Here is a 23054-nt window from a genome sequence, read left to right on the forward strand (position 1 = left end):
ACCATGACCGACACCACCCGCCTTGCCGCCCTGCGCGAAGAAATCCGTGCGCACGACCACGCCTACTACGTCCTTGATAATCCGCTGATTGCCGACGCCGAATACGACGCGCTGCTGCGCGAGCTGCGCGCGCTTGAAGCCGCGAGCGGCGAACCCGTCCCCGCCGATTCGCCCAGCCAGCGCGTTGGCGGCAAGGCAGATGGCGCTTTTGCCCCGGTGGCGCACGCCGTGCCGATGCTGTCGCTGGATAACGTCTTCAGCGAAGAGGAATTTGCCGCCTTCGTCAAGCGCTTGCAGGAGCGGCTTGACCATGATGAGCTGCTGCTTTCCGCCGAGCCGAAGTTCGACGGCCTTGCCATCAGCCTGCGTTATGAAAATGGTGTCCTCACCCGCGCGGCGACCCGTGGCGATGGCGCGACCGGCGAGGACGTGACCGCCAATGTACGCACCATCCGCGCCATTCCGCTGCGCCTGCTCGATGCCACGCCGCCTGCCGTCATCGAAATTCGCGGCGAGATTTATATGCCGAAGGCCGCCTTTGCCGCGTTGAACGCTGCAGCAGAGCGCGACGGCGGCAAGACGTTTGCCAACCCGCGCAACGCCGCCGCCGGCAGTCTGCGCCAGCTCGACCCCGCGATTACCGCCAGCCGCCATTTGAGTTTTTATGCCTACGGCCTCGGCGCGCACGACGGCTACGCCCTGCCCGCCACGTACAGCGCCCTGCTCGCGCAATACCGCGACTGGGGCGTGCCGGTCTGCCCGCTGCAAGAAAGCCTCAGCAGCGCGGCCGCCGCCGTCGCCTACATGGACGCGCTCGGCAAGAAGCGGCACGACCTGCCCTATGAAATCGACGGCGTCGTGTACAAGGCCGACCGCTACGCCGACCAGCAGGCGGCGGGCTTCGTCTCGCGCGCGCCGCGCTGGGCGATTGCCTGGAAATTCCCGGCGGTGGAGAAAACCACCGTGGTGGAGGCGATTGACGTGCAGGTTGGCCGCACCGGCGCCGTTACCCCGGTGGCGCGGCTGCGCCCGGTGGAAGTCGGCGGCGTAACCGTCACCAACGCCACCCTGCACAACGCCGACGAAGTGGCGCGCAAGGACGTGCGCGTCGGCGATACCGTCTTCGTGCGCCGCGCGGGTGACGTCATCCCGGAAATCGTCAAAACCGTACTGGAGGCGCGCCCGGCGGACAGTCAGCCGTTTGCCATGCCGACGCATTGCCCGGTGTGCGAATCCGAAATCATCCGCCCCGAAGGCGAGGCGGTGGCGCGCTGCTCCGGCGGGCTGCATTGCCGCGCGCAGCGGGTGCAGGCGCTGATTCACTTCGCCTCGCGCAAGGCGCTGGACATCCAGGGACTGGGCGACAAGCTGATAGAGCAACTGGTGCAGGACGGGCGCGTGCATAGCCCCGCCGACCTCTTTGCCCTCACCCTTGCGGATTGGGCGGCGCTGCCGCGCATGGCGGAAAAATCGGCGCAAAACATCTTGGCGGCGCTGGAAGCGGCGAAGGCGACCACCCTGCCGCGCTTCATCTACGCGCTCGGCATCCGCGAAGTGGGCAACGTCAGCGCCGAACTGCTCGCGCGCCACTACCGCGAACTGCCCGCGCTGCTCGCCGCCAGCGAAGACGACCTGCAAGCCATTGACGGCATCGGCCCGGTGATGGCGCAGTACATCCGCCACTTCTTCCTGGACGACGCCAACCGCGCGGTGATTGCCGCGCTGCAAGCGGCGGGCATCCATTGGCCCGTCGTCGAAGCGCCGGTGATTGCCGCCGACAGCCCGCTCGCCGGCAAGACGGTAGTCATCACCGGTACCCTGCCGACAATGACGCGCGACGAAGCCGCGGCGCACATCGCCCGCCTCGGCGGCAAAACCGCGAGCGCCGTCTCGAAAAAAACCGACTACCTGCTCGCAGGCGACAAGGCAGGGAGCAAGCTGGAAAAGGCGCAGTCGCTCGGCGTCGCCATCATTGACGAGGCGCAACTGCTGGCGTGGTTGGAGCCGTAGGGTGGGGCTTGCCCCACCGCTTCACCGAACATCCCCATTCAACATCCGCGCCCTCGCGGCGCACGCTTACAACCGCTATGGAAATTCCCGGCATTACCGACAAAAAGGAAAACACATGAACCCTGAAAAACCGCATAAGCTCGCCGTCCTCATTGATGCCGACAATGCCTCCGCCAGCGCCGTTAGCGGCCTCTTCGCCGAAATCGCCAAATACGGTATCGCCAGCGTCAAGCGCATCTACGGCGACTGGAGCCGCCCCGAACCGCAAGGCTGGAAAAAAGACGTGCTGCTCAAGCACGCGCTCGTCCCGGTACAGCAATTCGCCTACACCACAGGCAAGGACGCGACCGACATGTGCCTTATCATTGACGCCATGGAACTGCTCTACAGCGGTATCTTCGACGGCTTTTGCCTCGTCTCCAGCGACAGCGATTTCACCCCGCTCGCCAATCACATTCGTTCCCGTGGTCTGACTGTGTACGGCTTTGGCAAGCGCAATACCCCGGAAGCCTTCCGCCAGTCCTGCGACCGCTTCATCTACCTCGAAAACCTGCAAGACGAAGCGGCCGGCGCCGACAAACCCGCTGCGGAAACCAGCGCAACCCCGCCTGTGGCGAGCGGCGAAAAATCGGCCTCGCCGCTGCGCAAAACGCTGGATGGCACGCTGCGCAGCCTGCTTTACAAGGCGGTGAAAGACAGCACCGACGAAAGCACCGGCTGGGCATTCGTCGGGCAAATCGGCACCTATCTCAGCCAGACCCAGCCGGATTTTGATACCCGCAGCTACGGCTACGGCAAACTCTCCTCCATGCTCAAAGCGCTGGGCGGCCTGCAATTCCGCCACGACGACGCCAGCCGCATGTACTGCCGCAAAATCCCCTACAGCGAGCTGATTAAACTCCTCAGCAACGACGCCCTGCCCAAATTCCAGAACAAAGAAGGCTGGGTAAAGATACCGGCGCTGGAAAAATACCTCGCGCCGCGCTGGTCGTATAAGGAATACGGTTTTGCCAGCTTTATGGCCTTGCTGGAAACCGTGCACAATCTGGAAATCCAGGGCGACAGCGTGCGGATGACGCCGCCGGTCTCGCCGGAAAAGGTCTGAAGCAAAAGCAGGGCGCCAAAAGCGCCCTGTTTTTTTTGCTATCTGGATGCCTCGCGGTTGTTGGGTTATGCGCTACGCGCTAACCCAACCTACGAACTGAAAACAACGCCATAGGGTGCACCCAGTCACGAAACACCGTATGAGGTTTTCGGAGGATTGTTATATAGCGGCATGATTCAAACGACCGCAAACGCCGGATGCTGCAACAATTCCGCTTTTTTCGCCGCATAACCGGCGGCATCTATCGCGCGGGTCGCGTTTTCTATTAGGCGGACGCGGAATCCGGCGGCGAGCGCGTCCTTGATGCTGTAATAGACGCAATAGTCGGCGGCAAGCCCTGCAACATCAATATCCGTCACCCCGCAGGCGTGCAGCCAGGCGGCGAGTTGGGTGTTGTGGCGCTGGCCGTTGTCGCAGAAGGCGCTGTAGCTGTCGGTGTGTTTATCCATGCCTTTGCGGAAGATGGCGGCGATGCGGCGCGTATCCAGCGCCGGATGCAGCGCGGCGCCATCGCTGCCCGCAATGCAGTGTTCCGGCCACAGGGTTTGCGCGAGGCCGTGCAGGGTGATGTTGTCAAACGGCTGTTTGCCGGGATGGGCGCTGGCGAAACTTTCGTGTCCGGCCGGATGCCAGTCTTGTGTGGCGACAATCAGCGGGTAGTCGTCCATGAGGGCATTGACGGGGGCGATAATCGCATCGCCATCGGCGACGGCTAAAGCGCCGCCGGGCATGAAGTCGTTTTGGATGTCGATGAGCAGTAGGGCACGCATAGGTTTCTCCGGTTGTGCATGGTGTGTGGGGGAAAGCGCTGATTGTCGGCCGCTCAATTCACTGGCAGGCTGATGCCGGTGAGTTTTTTGTAGAGCGAGACGGCGTAGCTGTCGGTCATCCCCGCGATGTAGTCGCAGACGCCGAGCAGTTTGCGGTAGAGGGTGTCGCGGCCTTTTTGGTAGCGCTCGGGCAAGAGCGCGAGAATCATCTGGTCGGCGCGCGCGTGGTGGTCGCGGCCGTGGGTGTTGGCGACCGCCTGGCAGTAGGTTTGCATCAGCCCCGTCAGGACGCGGTGTCCGGCGATTTGTACTTCTACCACCGGGCGGCTGATGTAGATGTGTTTTTCGGCGTAGGCGCGCAGGGCGGCGAGTTTGTCGATGGACGGGATGGTTTTCAGCAGCGGTTCGTCGCGCGCGCCGGCGAGCAGCGCCGCTTCGTTTTCTTGAAAGACGGCGACGGTTTCGTGCACCAGGCGGCCAATGGCTTTGGCACGCAGGTAGGCGAGCTGGTCGCTTTTGCTGTCCATCGCGGCAAGGCGGGCGCCATCGGCCATGTCGCCCGCGAGGTCGGCGAGCAGTTCGTAGGCGGTGCGGTGTTCGATTTGCCGGATTTGGTAGGCGTCTTCGATGTCCACGATGAGGTAGCAGATGTCGTCCGCCGCTTCCATCAGGTAGGAGAGCGGGTGGCGCTGCCATGCCTGGCCACTGTCGCCACGCGGCGGGATGCCAAGCGCCCGGTAGATGGCGGCGAAGTCTTCGAGGTCGTCCTGATAGACGCCGTTCTTTTTGTAGGGGTTTTTGTAGGCGGTGGCGGGGTATTTGCTCGCCGCCGCCAGGGTCGCGGCGGTCAGGCGCAGGCCACCGTGGTTGTCCGGGCTTTCGAGGCGGTTGGTGATGCGGAAGCCTTGCGCATTGCCTTCGATGTTGAGCAGGTCGGCGCGCTGCGCGTCGTTGTCAAGGCGTTCGAGGATGTTGCCCGCTTCTGTGCTTTGGAAGTAGTCGCGCATCGCCTGTTCGCCGAAGTGGCCGAAGGGCGGGTTGCCGATGTCGTGCGCGAGGCAGGCGGCGGCAACGATGTCGCCGATGTCGGCGGCGTGGATGTTGTGCCGCGCCAGTTCGGGATTTTTTTCCAGTAGCCAGGTGCCGACGCTGCTGCCGAGGCTGCGGCCGACGCAGGAGACTTCGAGCGAGTGGGTGAGGCGGGTGCGGACGTAGTCGTTTTTTTCCAGCGGGAAGACTTGCGTTTTGTCTTTCATGCGGCGGAAGGCGGCGGAGAAGATGAGGCGGTCGCCATCGCGCTGGAAATCGGAGCGCACCGAGGGTTCGGGGCAGGCGGCCTGGCCGATGCGGTAGGTGGAGAGCAGTTGCGTCCAGTTCATGTGGGTGTCCGTGGGGAAAGCGCCGATTCTAGCGCATTTGCCGCGAGGAATGGCAACCGGCTCAAGTGGTTGCCGAGATGGCGGTTTGGTCGTTGGCGTTGCCTGGCCGATTCGTGTTAAATGGCGGTTTTCCCACGGAGGTTTTTATGTTTACTTTATTCAGGTCTTTTTTCCGCCTTGGTGTGTTGTTGACGCTTGCCGGTTTTGTCGTCGGTTTTATGCGCCTGACGGATTTGTCGCTCGCTTTTGTTTTGTTGGCATTCGCCGCCGTTTATTTGGGCTGGTCGGTGTGGACGGCGAACAAGTCTTCCGGTTATGAGCATCCGCGCGAATGTTTCGCCGATATTTTGGGCGATATTTTTACGTATTCGTTGTTGTTGGCAGGGCTTTGTTTCTGGCTGCTCGCGCCGAAGTATTTGCCGCTGGTGCAAACCTTGCCGCCGAATCATTATTGGATTCTCACCGCGTTTTTAGGGGCGATGATTGGTGTCACGTTTATTGAGATGTTGATTACGGTACACACCTGCCTGATTGCCATGTGGCGGCAAAATCCGATTACGCTGACCCGCTGATGGGCATTCAAAAAAACCGCCAGAGTTGGCGGTTTTTTTATGGGCGGCGTAGTTTTTTCATGGTGGGGCAAGCCCCACCCTACGCTTGGTTTTGGGTTTTATTGTGCTGGCGGGATGTTAATCGGCAGGCTCTGGAACAGATAGCCGTCGAATTCAGGCGCGTCCACGTCCGAGAGCGCGAGCAGGGTTTGGCGCACGTTTTCCAGGTGTTGCCACATGGCGTGGCGCGCGGCGACCGGGTCTTTGCGCTTCAAGGCGTTGAGGATGACGCGGTGGTCTTCCAGCCAGCGCTGCCAGTAGGTGGTGTGGGTGATGTGGCGGTGCAGTTGTTCCCACATCGGGCTGGCGCGGCGTTGCAGCCAGAGGCGGTTGACGCTTTCTGCCAGCACGCTGTTTTGTGTCGCCTGGGCGACGCGCAGGTGGAATTGTTCGTCGCTGCTGTAGTCGGTGATGCCATCGCGCGCTTCTTGTTCCTGGATTTGCAGGATGCGTTGCAGCGCGTCGATGTCGGCTTTGGTGACGGTCAGCGCGGCGACTTCGGCGATGCTGCTTTCCAGCACTTGCCGCGCTTGCATGAGTTCAAACGGGCCGATGTCGCTGTCGTCGGTTTTCGGTGTGCCGTCATCGGGCAGGCGGGTGATGTACACGCCTGAGCCTTGCCGCACTTCGACGAGTCCCTGGATTTCCAGCATGATGAGCGCTTCGCGCAAAAGCGCGCGGCTGACGTCGAGTTGTTCGGCAAGTTGGCGTTCGGCGGGCATTTTGTCGCCGACGCTAAAGCCGCCGCGCTGGATGATTTGGCGCAGTTCGGCGGCAACTTCGGGATAACGGCGGCTGGTAGCAATTTGGGTCATGGTTGCAGGTCAGATGTAGTTTTTTGTGCGGCGCAGGTCGGTGATGAGCAGCGGGTTGTCGGCACGCATCCGCGCGATCAGCGCTTCGCAGCGGTCGGTATGTAAAACGGCAGTTATTGTACGCCGCGCGGGAAAACTGGCAAACCACCTTGTAATGAAAACGGGCAGTTAGGTTTTTTCCTTAACTGCCCTGCGCGAGTATTCCGGCTGCGGTGGGCAAGCCCCACCCTACGCGGTCAGGTTATTTCGGCGCTTTTTCTTTGATGCGTTTGATGAGGTCGGCGGCCTGCGGCGAGGCTTTGGTGGCTTCTTCGTGCATCGGCAGGACTTTGGCGGCGAATGCGGCGGTATCAACGTCTTCAACGAAGGTCACGCCCAGTTTTTCTTTGGCTTCTTTGATGACTTTTTCGGTGTTTTCCGCCCAGAGTTGTTTTTGCAGCATCATGGATTCGCGTCCGGCTTTTTTGATGGCCTGTTGTTGTTCCGGGGTGAGTTTGTCCCAGTCTTTAGTGCTCATGACGAGGACGTCGGGAATCATGGTGTGGCGGTCGTAGCTGTAGAATTTTGAGACTTCGCCGTGGCGGTTGTCGACCAGTGCGGATTCGTTGTTTTCCGCGCCGTCCACGACGCCTTGTTGCAGCGCGGTGTAGAGTTCGCCAAAGGCGATGGGGGTCGGGTTGGCGCCGAGCAGTTCGACCATTTTCACTGCGGTCGGGCTGGGCTGGACGCGGATTTTCATGCCTTTGAGGTCGTCCGGGGTTTTGATGGCTTTGCCGGCGTAGAAGGAGCGGCTGCCCGCGTCGTAGTAGGTGACGCCGATGAAGCCTTTGTCTTTGGAGGCATTCAATACTTCATCACCAATGTCGCTGGTGAGCACGTCGTAGTAGTGCTGTTCGTTTTTAAAGATGTAGGGCAGGTTGAAGACGCCGTAGAGCGGCTCAAATGCTTCGAGTTCGGCGGCGTTGCTTTTCGCCAGCGCCAAGCCGCCGCTTTGTACGAGTTCAACGGATTCGCGCTGTGTGCCGAGCTGGGCGTTGGGGTAGATGCGGATTTTGACTTCGCCGTTGGTGTATTCCTTCACTTTGTCGGCGAAGGCTTCCATCGCTTTGTGAACGGGGATTTCTTTGCTTTGGTTATGGCTCAGTTTGAGGGTGACGGCGGCTTGCGCACTGAAGGCAAGTGAGGCGACGGCTGCGGCGAGCAGGGCTTTTTTGAGGTTCTTCATGTGATTCTCCGGTGAAGTGTTGTGAAATTCAGGTGATGAAATGGTGATAGGTGTATATTGCCGCGCTACTCGACCAATGTCAAGCTCTGGTTGACCAATTATTCAAGACTGGTTAAACTGCATTTGTCGCGCGTTGCGCCCCGCTTCTTTTTTCTTTTATCTGGGAGAACCTGCCATGTCTGAAACTCCGTCTGTGTTGCCGCGTTCGCGGCTGGATGCGCTTGCTTTGTGGGTGCAAAGGGTCAATGGTTTTGTTTTGACGGTGCTGGCGTTCGCGCTGGTCGCGTGTGTGGTGTGGCAGGTGGCCTCGCGCTATGTCACCAGCACGCCGAGCACGGTGACTGACGAGCTGGCGCGTTTTATTTTTATGTGGGTCGGGCTTTTGGGCGCGACGCAGGCGTCGGCGCTGAAGCAGCATCTGGCGATTGATTTGCTCGCCATCAAGCTCAAGGGCGGCGCGAAACGCGCGCTGAATCTGGTCATTGAGTGCTGCATCATGTTGTTCGCCACGCTGGTGATGATTTATGGCGGCTGCCTGCTCACCGCCAAGACGTTTGCCAACGCGCAGGTGACGCCCGCGTTGCAGGTGCCGATGGGCTATGTCTATCTGGTCGTGCCGCTTGCCGGGGCGCTGCTGGTGTTTTTCTCGCTGGTGGCAGTTGTTGATGAATTGAAGCGGGAGGGTTGAGCCATGTCCATGGAATTGTTGAGTATTGTCGTCCTCTTTGGCGTTTTTTTCCTGCTGATGTTTTTGAGCGTGCCGGTGTCGATTTCCATCGGCCTGGCGACGATTGCGACGGTGCTGCTGTCGCTGCCGTTTGACAACGCGATGTTCGTCTCCGCGCAGAAGATGATTACCGCGCTGGACAGCTTCGCCCTGCTGGCGCTGCCGTTCTTCATCCTCGCCGGGAACATCATGAACCGCGGCGGCATCGCCATGCGCCTCATCAATCTGGCGCTGGTGCTGGCGGGACGGCTGCCCGGCGCGCTCGCGCATTGCAACGTCATCGCCAACATGCTCTTCGGCTCGATTTCCGGCTCGGCAGTCGCCGCAGCAGCAGCCGTCGGCGGCACGATGGGCGAGATGGAGCGCAAGGCGGGTTACGACCCCGGCTATGCGGCGGCGGTCAATATCGCTTCCTGCCCGACCGGCCTGCTGATTCCGCCGAGTAACACCTTTATCGTCTATTCGACGATTTCCGGCGGCACCTCCGTCGCCGCCCTCTTCCTCGCCGGTTATCTGCCCGGCATCCTGATGGGACTGGGCATCATGGTCGTCGCCGGTGTCATCGCTTGGCGCAAGAAACTGCCGGTGAACGAGCGCGTGCCGCTCAACGCCGCCGTTGGCGCTTTCCTGCAAGCCATCCTGCCGCTGTCGCTCATCATCATCGTCATCGGCGGTATCGTCAAAGGCACCTTCACCGCCACCGAAGGCTCGGCGATTGCGGTCGTCTATGCGCTCTTCCTTGCGGTCGTCGTCTATCGCGAAATCAAGATCAAAGACCTGCCGAAAATTTTTTTGGATTCCATGGTGACCAACGCCATCGTCATGCTGCTCATCGGCTGCTCCTCCGGCATGAGCTGGGCAATGGCCAACGCCGACATCCCCATCATCATCGAAGAAGCCATCCTCGCTCTCTCCGAGAACAAAGTCATCATCCTGCTGACCATCAACCTGATTTTGCTCATCGTCGGCTTCTTCATGGACATGACCCCGGCCATCCTCATCTTCACCCCGATCTTCCTGCCGATTGCCGAGTCGCTCGGCGTTGACCCGGTGCATTTCGGCGTGATGATGACCTTCAACCTCTGTATGGGCATCGTCACCCCGCCGGTCGGCAGTTGCCTCTTCGTCGGCTGCTCGGTGGGCAAAGTGCGGCTGGCGCAAGTCATCCCCTACATGCTGCCGATGTACATCGCGATGATCATCACCCTGCTGCTCGTCACCTTCATCCCGAAAATCTCGCTCTTCCTGCCGCAACTGCTGATGGGCTACGGAGGCTAAACCATGCAAACCCTCAAAAACTGGACGCTTGACCACGAAAACCCGGACGGCATCACCCTCAGCGTCGAAGACCGCCACCTGCTGCACATCATCGTACTGGAAGACGACATCTGGCGCGTCTGGCTACAAAAAAACGGCGAGACAGCGCTGGACCGAACCTGGCTCATCTCGCCGCCAGCCACCCCCAACGGCGAGACCGGTCGCCCGCGCGCGAGCCGCGACGGCTTTACCTGCCCGCCCGTTACCATCAGCGAAACCGCCGACGGTCTCACCGTCAGCGGTAGCCGCCTGCGCCTGCACATCCGCCGCCCGCTACAACTCATCTGGGAAGCGTTAGAACACGGCGCATGGCAGCCGCTTGCCGCCGACCGCCCGACCGGCGCCTACGAACTCGGCCGCCGCCGCGATGACATCGCCCACTACATGACGCATGACGACCGCGACCGCTATTACGGCCTCGGCGAAAAAGCGGGCACCATCGACCGCAGCGGCAAAAAATACCAAATGCGCAGCCTCGACGCGCTCGGCTACAACGCCGAAACCACCGACCCGCTCTACAAACACTGGCCGTACTACCAAGTACGCAGCGCGGCGGGGGCGCACTACGGCGTGTTCTACGACAACCTCAACACCGCCCGCTTCAACATGGGCAACGAAATCGACAACTACCACCCGCGCTACCGCAGCTACCACGCCGAAGGCGGCGACCTCGACTACTACCTCATCCACGGCGAAAACATCGCCGCCGTCACCAAACGCTTCCTGCACCTGACCGGCAAAAACACCTTCCCGCCCAAATGGAGCCTCGGCTACTCCGGCTCCACCATGAGCTACACCGACGCCCCGGACGCCCAACAACAACTACAAAAATTCATCGCGCTGTGCCGCGAACACGCCATCCCCTGCGACAGCTTCCAACTCTCCTCCGGCTACACCAGCATCAACGGCAAACGCTACGTCTTTAACTGGAACCGCGACAAAATCCCCGACCCGAAAGCACTCGCCCAAACCTTCCGCGATGCGGGCATCCGCCTCGCCGCCAACATCAAACCCTGCCTGCTGCACGACCACCCGCGTTACCGCGAAGCCGCCGCAAAAAACCTGTTCGTGCAAGACAGCGACAGCGGCGCGCCAGAAACCTCCATGTTCTGGGACGCCGAAGGCTCACACCTCGACTTCACCAACCCGGCAACCGGACAATGGTGGCGCGACAACGTCAAAGCACAACTACTCGACCTCGGCATCGGCTCAACCTGGAACGACAACAACGAATACGAAATCTGGGACGGCGACGCACGCTGCCACGGCTTCGGCACACCCATCGCCATCCGCCACATCCGCCCGCTGATGCCGCTGCTCATGATGCAAAACTCCTGGCGGGCGCAACGCGAACACAACCCGCACGAACGCCCCTACCTCATCTCGCGCAGCGGCTGCCCCGGCCTACAACGCTACGTCCAAACCTGGAGCGGCGACAACCGCACCAGCTGGCACACCCTCAAATGGAACATCCGCATGGCCGCGGGCATGAGCCTCTCCGGCATGTACCACATCGGCCACGACATCGGCGGCTTCGCCGGGCCAAAACCCGACGCCGAACTCTTCCTGCGCTGGATCCAAAGCGCGCTGCTCCTGCCGCGCTTTACCATCCACTCCTGGAACGACGACCACACCGTCAACGAACCGTGGATGCACCCATCCATCACCGCCGCAGTGCGCGACGCCATCCGCCTGCGTTACCGCCTCATCCCCTACCTCTACACCCTGCTGTGGCAGGCAGCAACCCAAGACGAAGCCATCGTCCGCCCGACCTTCCTCGACCACGAACATGATGAGGCCACCTACGCCGACACCGACGACTACCTGATCGGCCGCGACCTCCTCGTCTGCCCCGTCACCGCGCCCGGCATGCGCGCACGCGACATCTACCTGCCGGACAACACCCTCGGCTGGTACGACTACCACAGCGGCGAGTACCACAGCGGCGGACAAACCATCCGCGTGCAAGCCCCCTTGGAGCGTCTGCCCTTATTCGTGCGCGCGGGCAGCATCATCGCCGAAGGCGCGCTCATGCACGCCGACAGCCCCGCCACCGATACCGAACGCACCCTGCGCCTCTACCCGGCCAAAGGCAACGAAAAAAGCGAAGGCACCCTCTACGACGACAACGGCACCGCCGCAGACGGCGAACACTGGCAACTACACTGGCGCCTGCACGGCCACGGCGACGAACTCTACCTGCGCCTCGACGCGAGCGGCGACTACCAACCCGCCTACCTCGACAACCTGCGCGTCACCCTGCCGCCGAATGAGACCCGCCGCCTCATCATCAGCGGCAACCTCGCCGTACAACAAACGTAGCGTAGGGCAAGCCCCACCATAAAAAACCGGCAGCACGCGAACCTATCGCGACAACCGCGTAGGGTGGGGCTTGCCCCACCATAAAAAACCGGCAACACGCGAACCTATCGCGACGACCACGTAGGGTGGGGCTTGCCCCACCATGAAAAACCGGCAGCACGCGAACCTATCGCGACAACCGCGTAGGGTGGGGCTTGCCCCACCATAAAAAACCGGCAGCACGCGAACCTATCGCGACGACCACGTAGGGTGGGGCTTGCCCCACCATGAAAAACCGGCAACACGCGAACCTATCGCGACAACCGCGTAGGGTGGGGCTTGCCCCACCATGAAAAACCGGCAACACGCGAACCTATCGCGACGACCACGTAGGGTGGGGCTTGCCCCACCATGAAAAACCGGCAACACGCGAACCTATCGCGACGACCACGTAGGGTGGGGCTTGCCCCACCATGAAAAACATATTTGAATTGCGCAGTGGGCTTGCCCACTACAAACCCGCCATCAGCACCGGAAACACCATGCCAAACTACCGTCGCGACTACACCAAAGGCGGCACCTACTTCATCACCGCCGTCCTGCAAGACCGCCGCTGCGACTGGCTCACCCGCCACATCACCGCATTTCGCACAGCATGGCAGGAAACCGCTAGCCGCTACCCCTACAAAACCATCGCCATCACCATCCTGCCCGAACACTTCCACGCCATCCTGCAACTCCCAGAAGACGACGACAACTACTCCATGCGAATCAGCGCCCTGAAAAGCGCCTTCAGCCGCCGCCTCCCGGCGCACTACCGCAACCCCAATCCGAGCCAACAAAACAAACAAGAAACAGGCATCTGGCAACGGCGCTTCTGGGAACACCGCATCCGCGACGAATCCGACCTACAGCGGCACGTTTTCTACACCTACTACAACCCGGTCAAACATGGCTACGTCCGGCGCGTCATTGACTGGCCGTACACATCGTTCCATCGCGACGTACAGCGAGGTCTGTTTCCACCCGACTGGGGCGGTGAAATTGAACCCGGCATCCGCAACCTCTACCCGGAATAACAAAACCCGTTTACCCACGGTGGGGCAAGCCCCACCCTACAGCCCGGAGAAACCATATGCCACATAAACACATCAAAAAAAACGGCAAGCTCCTGAGCCATGAAGAACTGACAGCACAACTGCTGGCACAACCCGGCGTTGCTGAAGAAATTGCGCGCCTAAACCGCGAAGAATACGCCCTGCTTGATCAAGCACTCACCGCGCGCAAATCTTCTGCCGTAACCCCGTAGGGTGGAGCTTGCCCCACCCTACCCTTCCCCAAAACCCCGGAGCCCTCCATGCAAACCTTCCTTACCGACGACTTCCTCCTGCACAACGACACCGCGCGCGTCCTCTACCACGACCACGCCAAACACCAACCCATCTACGACTACCACTGCCACCTGCCACCGGCAGACATCGCCGCGAACCGCCAATTCGCCGACCTCACCGCCATCTGGCTTGAAGGCGACCACTACAAATGGCGCGGCCTGCGCACCCTCGGCATCGCCGAACGCCTCATCACCGGCAACGCCAGCCCGCGCGAAAAATTCCAAACCTACGCCGAAGCCGTGCCGCACTTCATCGGCAACCCGCTCTACCACTGGACGCACCTCGAACTCAAACGCCCCTTCGGCATCACCACCCTCCTAAACGGCGACACCGCACAAAGCGTCTGGGACGAAGCCAACGCCCGCCTCGCCGAACCCGCCTTCACCGCGCGCGGCATCCTCGAACAAATGAACGTCAAAATGGTCGGCACCACCGACGACCCGGTGGACGACCTCGCGCATCACGCCGCCATCGCCGCCGACCCGACCTTTAACATCGCCATCCGTCCCAGCTTCCGCCCGGACAAAGCGCTCAAAATCGAACACGGCGACTACCTCAACTACCTGCAAAAACTCGAAGCGGCGAGCGGCTACACCATCCGCCGTTTCCACGACCTGACCGCCGCCCTCGCGCAACGCCTCGACCACTTCGCCGCGCACGGCTGCATCGCCTCCGACCACGGCCTGGAAATCCTGCGCTACGCCGCCGTCCCGGACGAACAAACGCTGGATGCCATCCTCGCCCTGCGCTTCAACGACAAACCGCTGACCGACAACCAAATCGCCCGTTTCCAGAGCGCGCTGCTCGTCTGGCTGGGGCGCGAATACCACCGCCGCGGCTGGGTCATGCAACTGCACATCGGCCCCATCCGCAACAACAACAGCCGCATGTACGCCCGCCTCGGCGCAGACAGCGGCTACGACTCCATCGGCGACCGCCCCATTGCCGACAACCTCGCCGCCCTCTTGGACGCGATGGACAAAACCAACGAACTGCCGAAAACCATCCTCTACACCATCAACCCGCGCGACAACGCCCTGCTCGCTACCATGTGCGGCAACTACCAGGGCGAAGGCATCCGCGGCAAAGTGCAATACGGCTCCGGCTGGTGGTTCAACGACCAAAAAAACGGCATGATTGAACAACTGACCACGCACGCGCAGATGGGCATCCTCTCCACCTTCGTCGGCATGCTCACCGACAGCCGCAGCTTCCTCTCCTACACCCGCCACGAATACTTCCGCCGCATCCTCTGCAACCTCATCGGCGGCTGGGTCGAGGCGGGCGAAGCACCGCGCGACCTGAAACTGCTCGGCACGATGGTCGAAAACATCTGCTACGGCAACGCCGCACAGTATTTCGGCAGCTAAACCGCAACCTACAAAAAACCGCCAGTTTCTGGCGGTTTTCCTATTTTCCCTTTGGGCTTAGGGGCTGTTGACAATTCGACGAACGAGCCCCTCGCCCTCTGGGACTGGAACAGCTCGCGCAGCGACAAGTATTGCTTGCGCAGCAAGAGAGAGGGGTTGGGGTGAGGGCAGCAATCAATTGAAAAACCGGAATTTCGATTCATCAACAACATCGCCCACTCCCTCCCCGGGCCCCATGCAAAATGCGGACGCATTTTGCATGGGTACCCGCCTGCTGCGGGCTTCGCCCTGCGGGGGAGGGGGTGTGAAAAATCGCGTAGCGGCGGCGTTTAAAACGAATTGTAAACAGCCCCTAAAAACCCGTTTAATATCTGCCAGAATCCCCCGCACTCCTGCCCAAACCCATCCATGAACCCCGATCGCAACCAACTACGCCGCGACATCCGCGCCGCCCGCCGTGCCGTCCCGCCCGCCGAACGCCAGCAAATAAGCGAAACAACCGCCGCCACCGTCCTCAACTGGCTGCACGCGCGCGACGACATCCGGCGCATCGCTACCTTTCTCTCCATGCCGGAAGAAATTGACACCGCCCCGCTCAACCGTGCGCTGTGGCAGGCGGGTTATACGCTCTATCTGCCTTATGTGCGCGACAAAAACGTGCCACTACTGTGGCTGCCCTATAAAGAAGACACCCCCCTCGCGCCTGACGCCGCCGGCATTCCCGCCCCGCCCTGCCGCGACCCGCTGGAGGCGCTCGCGCTCGATGCCGTCATCACCCCGCTCGTCGCCTGGGACGCCCGCGGCACCCGCCTCGGCATGGGCGGCGGGTTTTATGACCGCACGTTTGCGCGTAAAATACCGGCCGCCAAACCGTGGCTACTCGGAATCGCTTACCCTTGTCAAGCCGTTGCGACCCTGCCGCGCCAACCCTGGGACGTGCCGCTGGATGCCGTCGCCAGCGGCGAAACCCTTTACACCTACCCACAGGAGCAACCATGAGCAAAGAACATCGCGACCTCACGCGCATCAGCCACCACACCAAAATCGTCGCCACCATCGGCCCGGCCAGCAGCGACGAAGAAACCCTCGAACACATGATCCGCGTCGGCCTGAACGTCGTGCGCTTCAACTTCAGCCACGGCGACGCCGCCTTCCACGGCGAAAACGCCCGCAAAGTACGCGAAGCCTCCCGCCGCGTTGGCCGTGAAGTCGCCATCGTCGCCGACCTGCAAGGCCCGAAAATCCGCGTCGGCGTCATCGAAGGCGGCAAAATGGAACTCGCCCGCGGCGACAAACTCATCCTCGACGCCGCCTACGAAGGCGAAGGCAAAAACCTGCGCGTCGGCCTGGACTACCGCGAACTGCCGAAAGACGTCAAAGCTGGCGACATCCTGCTCCTGGACGACGGCCTGCTCACCCTCAAAGTTGATAAAGTCATTGGCGAAGAAGTCCACACCACCGTACAGAACCCCGCTGTCCTCAAATCCAAAAAAGGCATCAACAAACAAGGCGGCGGCCTCACCGCGCCAGCGCTCACCGAAAAAGACTATCAGGATTTGAAAACCGCCGTCGCTATCGGCGCGGACTACATCGCGGTCAGCTTCGTCAAATCCGCCGCCGACATGGAGCTCGCGCGCCAGCTCGTCAGCCAGGCCGAAGACCGCGGCGAAATCCTGCCCGGCCTCATTGCCAAAATCGAGCGCGTCGAAGCCATTGAAAACCTCGAAGAAATCATCCTCGCCAGCGACGGCGTCATGGTCGCGCGCGGCGACCTCGCAGTCGAAGTGGGCAACCCGGCCGTACCTGCCCTGCAAAAACGCATCATCCGCACCGCCCGCCAACTGCGCCGCTTCTCCATCACCGCCACCCAAATGATGGAAAGCATGATCACCAACCCGGTGCCGACCCGCGCCGAAGTCTCCGACGTCGCCAACGCCGTGCTGGACGGCACCGACGCCGTCATGCTCAGCGCCGAATCTGCCGCAGGTGCCTACCCGTTTGAAACCGTGCGCACCATGGCACAAATCTGCGCCGCCGCCGAACAGGCACAAGAAGACCTGCCGTTTGAGCATACCTTCGACGAAATCCCGGTTGAGCGCATCGACCAGGGCATTGCCAACAGCGCCGTCTTCACCGCACTGCTGCTGCACGCCAAAGCCATCGTCGCCCTCACCGAAAGCGGCACCACCGCCTTCCAAATCAGTCGTTTCGGCATCAACCTGCCGATCCACGCGCTGACGCCGAGCCTCGCCGTGCAGCGGAAAATGTCCATCTACCGCAGCGTCCGCCCGGCACGACTGGACACCAGCAAAGAGCACGACGAAGCCATCCGCGAAGCCGAAGAATACCTCGTACAGCGCCGCCACCTGAAAAGCGGCGACCTCTACGTCATCACCAGCGGCTCCATGCGCAGCAGCGGTGGCACCGACGAACTGCAAGTACGCCGCACGCGCTAGGAGGCTGTTGGCAATTTGAATCTCCCTCCCCTGCAGGGCGAAGCCCGCAGCGGGGGAGGGTCGGGGAGGGGGTGTAAAAAATCGCGTAGCGACGATGTTTACAACGAATGGTCAACACGCCCTAACCCAAACAACACCCACAAAACACAGGGGGGTGAAGGCTAAAACCTTCACCCCGTTTTCATCACCAACCATCACCCGGACAAACCATGAACCTTCGCAAAACCCTGCCCCTCATCATCGCCCTCTGTGCCGCGACCGCCTTCGCCGCCGAACAGACGCCCGCAGAACCCGCCAAACCCGCTGCAAAAGCCACGCCCGTTGCCATCGAAGGCCTGCAATACAGCGACGCCAAAGAGTGCCACATCAAAATCGAAGGCCAGGACAAAACCCTGCCCGTCATCCATGCGCTCATCGCCTCGCGCGGCCTGCCCGGCAGCAACGCGGCGGAGTTGCGCATCGCCATCGGCACGGCGATTGCCAACGGCTGCGACCTGAACGAACCGGACATCGCCGGCCTGCAACCGCTCAACGCCGCCATACTCTTTAACGACGCCGAAATCGTCGCCCTGCTTCTGGAAAAAGGCGCCGACCCCTACCAGCCGATTCACAAACCGGGCAGCCAGATTGACGGCGTGAACAGCTTCGACTTCCTCAAAAAAATCGAGGAAAAAGAACAAGCGCGCCAAGGCGATAAACCCGACCGCGCGGCAGTCGCAAGCGCGCTGCAAAAATACCGCTGAACCCCGCGCGCAAAAAGAAACCGCCCCGTTTGCACGGGGCGGCGTTTTTTTGCGAGTAATGTGTCAGTTATTGTTGAAACTATTGCGTCTTCATCAGCTGGAAGGCTTCCGGGTTCGCGGTCGGGATGGCATCGCCGTTGGGCATGCGCATTTCGAGATGGTCGTTTTGCACGCGGAAGATTTTGCGCTGGCCTTCGCTGTCGATGGCGATGTGGCTGTTGTCCGGCAGCCATTCAAAGCGGCCTTCGCCGGTGCGGTCCTTGTCGTCAATGCCGAGCATGCGCGTGCGTGTGGTGTAGGTCATGTCCGGGTTCAGCACGATCATTGTCGCCACGCCTTCGCAGGCGGAACATGGCAGGATGCCCTGGTAGGTGCCTTGCCAGGCGACGTTTTTCCGCGCGTTTTCGACGACGTTTTCTTGTGGCGCGCGCATCGGGCGTTTTTCTTCGTGTTTTTTGGTGCTGGAGCAGCCTGCTAGCGCGGCTAGCAGGGCGGTAATGAGGAGGAGGTGTTTCATGTGGGGTCTCGCGGTTGATGGGCGGCTATGGTATGGATTTTCGCCCCGCGCGCAAGTATCAATATGACTACAGCTTGTTGTAATCTCGAAACAAATATTTCATGTAGCCGCGATAGTTGCGGATGCCGAGGGCGAGGCAGATTTCGCGGCAGGCGACGTAGGTGCTTTCAAAGAGGTGCGTGTCGCCGCCGAGCATTTCCCAGTACGGGCTGTGTTGCAGTTTGCGCCGCAGGTAGGGTTTCATGCCGATGATGTAGAGGTCGCCGCCGTTTTTTTGCAGCGCCTTGCGCTCGTCCAGCAGCATTTCCAGGCCGGCGATGTCGAGGCGGTTCAGTCCTTCGGCGAGGATGAGCAGGCTGCGCCCTTCGCGTTCTGCCGCCAGTTCGGCGAGGCGACTGCGCACGTGTTCCATCGAGCCGAAGAAGATGGAGCCGTCGAGACGCACCGCGCGCAGCGGCGGCGTGAATGCGGGGTCGGTCTCGCGCGCCTTGCGGTGCAGCGGCTCGAAATCGACGCCGCTTAGCATCGGGTGCGCGATTTTTTGCAGGTAGAGGACGAGCGAGAGGATGACGCCGACGTAGATGGCAAAGTCCAGGCTAAACAGCAGGGTAGAGAGGAAGGTGGCGAGGAGGATGACGGTTTCGTTGCGGCTGGTGCGCAGGGTGAGCTTGAAGCGCGGAATATCAAAGAGGTTCCAGGCGGCGAGCATGATGACGCCCGCCATCGCTGGCAGCGGCAGGTGGCGGGTGAGGCCGGGCGCGGCGATGAGGGCGGCTGCGACCAGAACGGCGGTGATGACTTGCGCCAAGGGCGTCTGCGCGCCGCTGTCGTAATTGACGCCGCTGCGGTTGAACGAGCCGGAGATGACGTAGCAGGAGCAGCAGCTGCCGATGAGGTTGCCCAGCCCCTGCCCGAAAAATTCCTGATTGCCGTCAATGCGTTGTCCGGAGCGCGCGGCAATGGCGCGAGCGATGGATACGGCGTTGATGAGGCCGAGCAGGGCGACGGCAACCGCCGCCGGTAACAACTGGCGCAGCGTCTGCCAGTGCAACGGCGGCAGTTCCAGCAGCGGCGCCTGCAAATCGAGCGCGCCGAGCATCGCCACGTTGTGTGCGGCGCCGTCCATGGCGAGCGAAAGCAGGCTGCCGGCAAGCATGCCGATGAGCATATACGGCCAGCGGCGGCGCAGACGGCGGGTGATGACCGCGACCGCAAGCGTCGTCGTCGCAATCGCCAGCGTCGGCCAATGCGTCCACATCAGCGCTTCCGCGAGCGCCACCGCGCGGTCCAAAAGCGGCAAGCCGCGCGGCAGTTGCACACCGAAGAAATCCGGCAACTGGCTGAAAATAATCAATATCCCCGCGCCCGCGGTGAAGCCGGTGACCACCGTCGGCGAGATGAAATTGACCAGCGCGCCGAGGCGGAAGACGCTGAAGGCGAGCTGTATCGCGCCGACGAGAAACATCAACACCAGCGACAGCGCGATGTAATCAGGCGAGCCGACCACCGCATACGGCACCAGCACCGTCGGCAACACCACCGACAGCGCCACCGTCGGCCCGCTCACCAAATGCCAGCTGGAGCCGAACAGCGCGGCAATCACCGCGGCAATCATCGCGCTGTAGAGGCCAAAACGCGGCGGCACCCCGGCGATGAGCGCGAAGGCGATGCCCTGCGGCAACACCAGCGTCGCCCCGGTCAGCCCCGCCCAAAAATCACCGCGGAGGGAAGCCGCCGTCGCCCGCGGCCAGCGCATCCACGGCCAGAGCATCATGAAAAAGCGCCAGAATACGAGCTCCAGCGCGGCATAAATCCTTTTCATACCACCTCTTTGCAAGGAATACAGCGGGAACAGCATAGCAATGTTTGCCGCCCGTTCAATGCTTCCTTTCGTGGCGGGGCGTCGCCCTGCGCGGAAAAAACCGCCCAGCGGTCAGCCAGGCGGTTACGCTGCGCCCATCGCGCTTACAAGCGGTAGCGGATGGCCTCGCGGTAGGTTTCTGCCAGCGCCTGATTGCGTGCCGCGCCGCCATCGAGGTTGGCCGAGTAGAACACCGGCGGATGCTGCATGCCGCTCTCGACCAGTCGGCGGCAGACTTCGACCACGATGGTGTTCAATATGGCAGCGCCGACCACGGTTGAGGTTGGCCCCACTTTTTGCGCCACGCCGGGCAGTTCGCAGACGGCGTCGCCGATGACGCCGTGGTTGTCCAGCACGATGTCGGCCAGTTCAAACAGCCGTTTGCCGCTGGAATGGCGGCTCTTGACGCTTTGCGAGTAGCGCAGGTTGGTGAGCGCGATAATCTGCACGCCTTTGGCACGCGCGGCGAGCACGAGGTCAATGGCGACCGCGTTGCGCCCGGAGACGGAATGGACAATCAGCACGTCGCCCGCGCGGAAATCCACGCCGTCGGCCAGCACGGTGCCATAACCTTCGAGCTGCTCCATGCGGCTGGTGGTGGTTACCGGTGCGCGGTTGAGCATGATTTCGCTGCCAAAGATGGGGTTGATGAGCATCAGGCCGCCCGCGCGGTAGTAGAGTTCCTCGGCGAGAATGCCCGCATGGCTCGCACCAAAGATGTAAAGCGCGCGTTTGTCGTGAATAGCGGCACAAAGCGCGGCGACCGTTGCCTCAATGGCCGCGCCTTCCGCCGCAAACGCCTCCTCCAGTATGGCAAGCACCGCTTTCTGGTAGGCGTACATGTCAGCCTCCAAAAATCAGGCCGAGGTAGTAGCTGATGACGCCGAGCAGCGAGAGGTCGTTGCCGCCGAAAATCAGAATCCAGTTCTGGATGGTGTGGCTGTAAATGGCGGCGGAAATACCGACCAGCACAATCATCAGCGCTGCGGCCGCTACGCTGCCCGCAATCGCGCCGCGCAGACCGCCCTGCCCTTCGCCAATCACCGCCGCGCCGCCGCATTCAAAGAAGCTAGTAATCACCAACGGCAGGAGCAGCACGCTAAACACGTTGAAATAATTGACGATAAGCACCAGCACGGTGGAAGTCAGCATGGCGACGACAAAGCCGATAATCACCGCATTGGGGCGGTAACCAAAGAGAATCGGCACGTCGAAAGCGGGCTTGGCACCGGGGACGATTTTCGCGGCAACGCCCTGAAACGCCGGGATAATCTGGCTGATGAGCAGCCGCACCCCGTAGAGCATCACCAACAATCCGGCGGCAAATTTCAGCCCGGCATCAATCGCCACAAAAAACAGCGTTTTGCCTTCCGGCACCAGCCCCGGCAAGAACCATCCGGCGACCAGATAAATCAGCAGCATCACCAGCGCGCCGCAGATGGAAATCTCGCGGAAAAACGAGAGATTGGGCGGCAGTCGCAAATCCTCGGTCGAGCGCGACTTGTCGCCGACCGCCCGCGCCACATAACCGGCAAAGAGCGAGAGAATGCCGGTCGGGTGGCCAATCAAAAAACTCTCGTCGCCGGTCGCATCCCAGACAAAGCGGCGCATCAACCACGGCATCAGCGACCAATACAGCGCCGACAGCACCGCACTCAGCGCCACCAGCGTCGTGCCGCGCACCCCGGCTTCCACCCCGCCCGCGACAATCACGAAGGGGAACCACCACAGCATATGCCCGGTCAAAAACACCGTCTTCACCGGCGTAAAGCGGGCGATGAGCAAATGCAGCAGCAACCCGAAAAACATACTGATGCCGACAATGCCGCCGTATTCGGCGGTAAAAGCGGCATCAGGCGGCGCGGCGGCATCGCTGACAAGCCCCATGCTGCTCTGCACCGCGGCGTTAATCGGCGCAATCGTGCCAATCAAAATCGAGACGCCCTCGGTAAGAATCACCATGCCGAAAGCCGCCATCAGCGAGCCCTTCACCACATCGGCGAGACTCTTGCGCTGCAACAACAGCCCCAGCATGGCGATGAGACCGAGCAACACCGCGGCATTGCGCAGAATATTGTTAAGGACAAAGCTGCCGACAGTATCCCAGAACGCGCTCATGACCCACCTCCGAGCAACGTGGCGAGCTGCGCCTGCACCTCGTCCTTGTCCAGATAATTGCGGACGGGCAGCACCGGCGCCTGTAGCGTGCCACGCAACTGATCCACCAACTCATAACTGGTGAAGACCGCATCCGCTTTCATCGCCTGCGCCGACGCCAAATCCGTATTCTCCACCTCGGCATCAATACCGAGCGCCGCCGCGGCCTTCTCAATCGTAAAACGCAGCACCATCGAGCTGCCCATGCCAAAACCACATACTGCAAGAAACTTCATCGTCTTCTCCTTACATCAGGGGGGATAACAAAACGACCGCAGAAGCGCGCCACGACAAACCGT

21 protein-coding genes are annotated in these 23054 nt (G+C 61.4%); 12 read left to right on the top strand and 9 right to left on the bottom strand.

Going from position 1 to position 23054, the window contains the following annotated elements; genetic code table 11:
- Nucleotides 1-3 precede the first annotated feature (3 nt).
- Together ligA and EL199_RS01855 are read left to right on the top strand one after the other, a co-directional pair.
- A complete protein-coding gene (ligA, locus tag EL199_RS01850) occupies nucleotides 4-2010 on the top strand; it encodes an NAD-dependent DNA ligase LigA (RefSeq protein ID WP_004140874.1) in 2007 nt (668 codons plus the stop codon).
- A 115-nt stretch (nucleotides 2011-2125) separates the two neighbouring features.
- A complete protein-coding gene (locus EL199_RS01855) occupies nucleotides 2126-3115 on the top strand; it encodes an NYN domain-containing protein (protein ID WP_004140872.1) in 990 nt (329 codons plus the stop codon).
- Between the two features lie 176 nt (nucleotides 3116-3291).
- On the opposite strand, the gene pncA is transcribed toward EL199_RS01855, so the two are convergent.
- Both pncA and EL199_RS01865 read right to left on the bottom strand, forming a co-directional pair.
- Complete coding sequence (gene pncA / locus EL199_RS01860) at nucleotides 3292-3885, bottom strand: bifunctional nicotinamidase/pyrazinamidase (protein ID WP_004140869.1); 594 nt, start codon at nucleotides 3883-3885, stop codon at nucleotides 3292-3294.
- Nucleotides 3886-3938: 53 nt separating this feature from the next.
- Complete coding sequence (locus EL199_RS01865; protein ID WP_004140867.1) at nucleotides 3939-5264, bottom strand: deoxyguanosinetriphosphate triphosphohydrolase; 1326 nt, start codon at nucleotides 5262-5264, stop codon at nucleotides 3939-3941.
- Between the two features lie 65 nt (nucleotides 5265-5329).
- On the opposite strand from EL199_RS01865, the gene EL199_RS01870 reads away from it, so the two are divergent.
- Nucleotides 5330-5836, top strand: coding sequence for a hypothetical protein (locus EL199_RS01870; RefSeq protein ID WP_232008324.1), 507 nt, complete (start codon nucleotides 5330-5332; stop codon nucleotides 5834-5836).
- Between the two features lie 98 nt (nucleotides 5837-5934).
- Here the strand turns inward: EL199_RS01870 and EL199_RS01875 are convergent, their stop codons facing one another.
- Both EL199_RS01875 and EL199_RS01880 read right to left on the bottom strand, forming a co-directional pair.
- Complete coding sequence (locus tag EL199_RS01875) at nucleotides 5935-6690, bottom strand: FCD domain-containing protein (protein WP_004140863.1); 756 nt, start codon at nucleotides 6688-6690, stop codon at nucleotides 5935-5937.
- 241 nt (nucleotides 6691-6931) lie between these two features.
- A complete protein-coding gene (locus tag EL199_RS01880; protein ID WP_004140861.1) occupies nucleotides 6932-7915 on the bottom strand; it encodes a TRAP transporter substrate-binding protein in 984 nt (327 codons plus the stop codon).
- 175 nt (nucleotides 7916-8090) lie between these two features.
- Here EL199_RS01880 and EL199_RS01885 point away from each other — a divergent pair, with 175 nt between their 5' ends.
- From EL199_RS01885 to EL199_RS01920, 9 genes are all read left to right on the top strand, one after another.
- Entirely contained in the window at nucleotides 8091-8603 is a 513-nt protein-coding gene (locus EL199_RS01885; protein ID WP_004140859.1) for a TRAP transporter small permease, read from the top strand.
- A 9-nt stretch (nucleotides 8604-8612) separates the two neighbouring features.
- A complete protein-coding gene (locus EL199_RS01890; RefSeq protein WP_040355309.1) occupies nucleotides 8613-9920 on the top strand; it encodes a TRAP transporter large permease subunit in 1308 nt (435 codons plus the stop codon).
- A gap of 3 nt (nucleotides 9921-9923) precedes the next feature.
- Complete coding sequence (locus tag EL199_RS01895; protein WP_126315961.1) at nucleotides 9924-12281, top strand: glycoside hydrolase family 31 protein; 2358 nt, start codon at nucleotides 9924-9926, stop codon at nucleotides 12279-12281.
- 521 nt (nucleotides 12282-12802) lie between these two features.
- The gene (locus EL199_RS01900) at nucleotides 12803-13339 is read left to right on the top strand and encodes an REP-associated tyrosine transposase (protein WP_040355306.1); all 537 of its coding nucleotides are present in this window, start codon (nucleotides 12803-12805) and stop codon (nucleotides 13337-13339) included.
- 56 nt (nucleotides 13340-13395) lie between these two features.
- Nucleotides 13396-13569 carry a hypothetical protein gene (locus tag EL199_RS12765; RefSeq protein ID WP_004140849.1) on the top strand — a complete coding sequence of 58 codons (174 nt, stop codon included), beginning with the start codon at nucleotides 13396-13398 and terminating at the stop codon, nucleotides 13567-13569.
- 48 nt (nucleotides 13570-13617) lie between these two features.
- Entirely contained in the window at nucleotides 13618-15021 is a 1404-nt protein-coding gene (gene uxaC / locus EL199_RS01905) for a glucuronate isomerase (RefSeq protein ID WP_004140847.1), read from the top strand.
- Between the two features lie 408 nt (nucleotides 15022-15429).
- Nucleotides 15430-16020 carry a 5-formyltetrahydrofolate cyclo-ligase gene (locus EL199_RS01910; protein WP_004140843.1) on the top strand — a complete coding sequence of 197 codons (591 nt, stop codon included), beginning with the start codon at nucleotides 15430-15432 and terminating at the stop codon, nucleotides 16018-16020.
- Nucleotides 16017-17477, top strand: coding sequence for a pyruvate kinase (gene pyk / locus EL199_RS01915; RefSeq protein ID WP_004140841.1), 1461 nt, complete (start codon nucleotides 16017-16019; stop codon nucleotides 17475-17477). Before EL199_RS01910 ends, pyk begins: the two co-directional genes overlap by 4 nt.
- Before the next feature lie 209 nt (nucleotides 17478-17686).
- Nucleotides 17687-18220, top strand: a complete 534-nt coding sequence (locus EL199_RS01920; protein ID WP_004140839.1) for a hypothetical protein — start codon at nucleotides 17687-17689, stop codon at nucleotides 18218-18220.
- A 79-nt stretch (nucleotides 18221-18299) separates the two neighbouring features.
- Here the strand turns inward: EL199_RS01920 and EL199_RS01925 are convergent, their stop codons facing one another.
- The 5 genes from EL199_RS01925 to EL199_RS01945 form a co-directional block, all read right to left on the bottom strand.
- Nucleotides 18300-18737 carry a copper resistance protein NlpE gene (locus EL199_RS01925; RefSeq protein ID WP_004140838.1) on the bottom strand — a complete coding sequence of 146 codons (438 nt, stop codon included), beginning with the start codon at nucleotides 18735-18737 and terminating at the stop codon, nucleotides 18300-18302.
- A 67-nt stretch (nucleotides 18738-18804) separates the two neighbouring features.
- Nucleotides 18805-20559: a SulP family inorganic anion transporter gene (locus EL199_RS01930; RefSeq protein ID WP_169306927.1), complete on the bottom strand. Its 1755-nt coding sequence runs from the start codon at nucleotides 20557-20559 to the stop codon at nucleotides 18805-18807.
- A 143-nt stretch (nucleotides 20560-20702) separates the two neighbouring features.
- Nucleotides 20703-21440, bottom strand: coding sequence for a sugar isomerase domain-containing protein (locus EL199_RS01935; RefSeq protein WP_040355109.1), 738 nt, complete (start codon nucleotides 21438-21440; stop codon nucleotides 20703-20705).
- Between the two features lies 1 nt (nucleotide 21441).
- On the bottom strand, nucleotides 21442-22716 hold the full coding sequence (locus EL199_RS01940) for a PTS ascorbate transporter subunit IIC (RefSeq protein ID WP_004140830.1): 1275 nt from the start codon (nucleotides 22714-22716) through the stop codon (nucleotides 21442-21444).
- On the bottom strand, nucleotides 22713-22991 hold the full coding sequence (locus EL199_RS01945; protein ID WP_004140829.1) for a PTS sugar transporter subunit IIB: 279 nt from the start codon (nucleotides 22989-22991) through the stop codon (nucleotides 22713-22715). Before EL199_RS01945 ends, EL199_RS01940 begins: the two co-directional genes overlap by 4 nt.
- Between the last annotated feature and the right edge of the window lie 63 nt (nucleotides 22992-23054).

Origin of the sequence: Cardiobacterium hominis (assembly GCF_900637305.1) — a bacterium.
Lineage (GTDB): Bacteria > Pseudomonadota > Gammaproteobacteria > Cardiobacteriales > Cardiobacteriaceae > Cardiobacterium > Cardiobacterium hominis.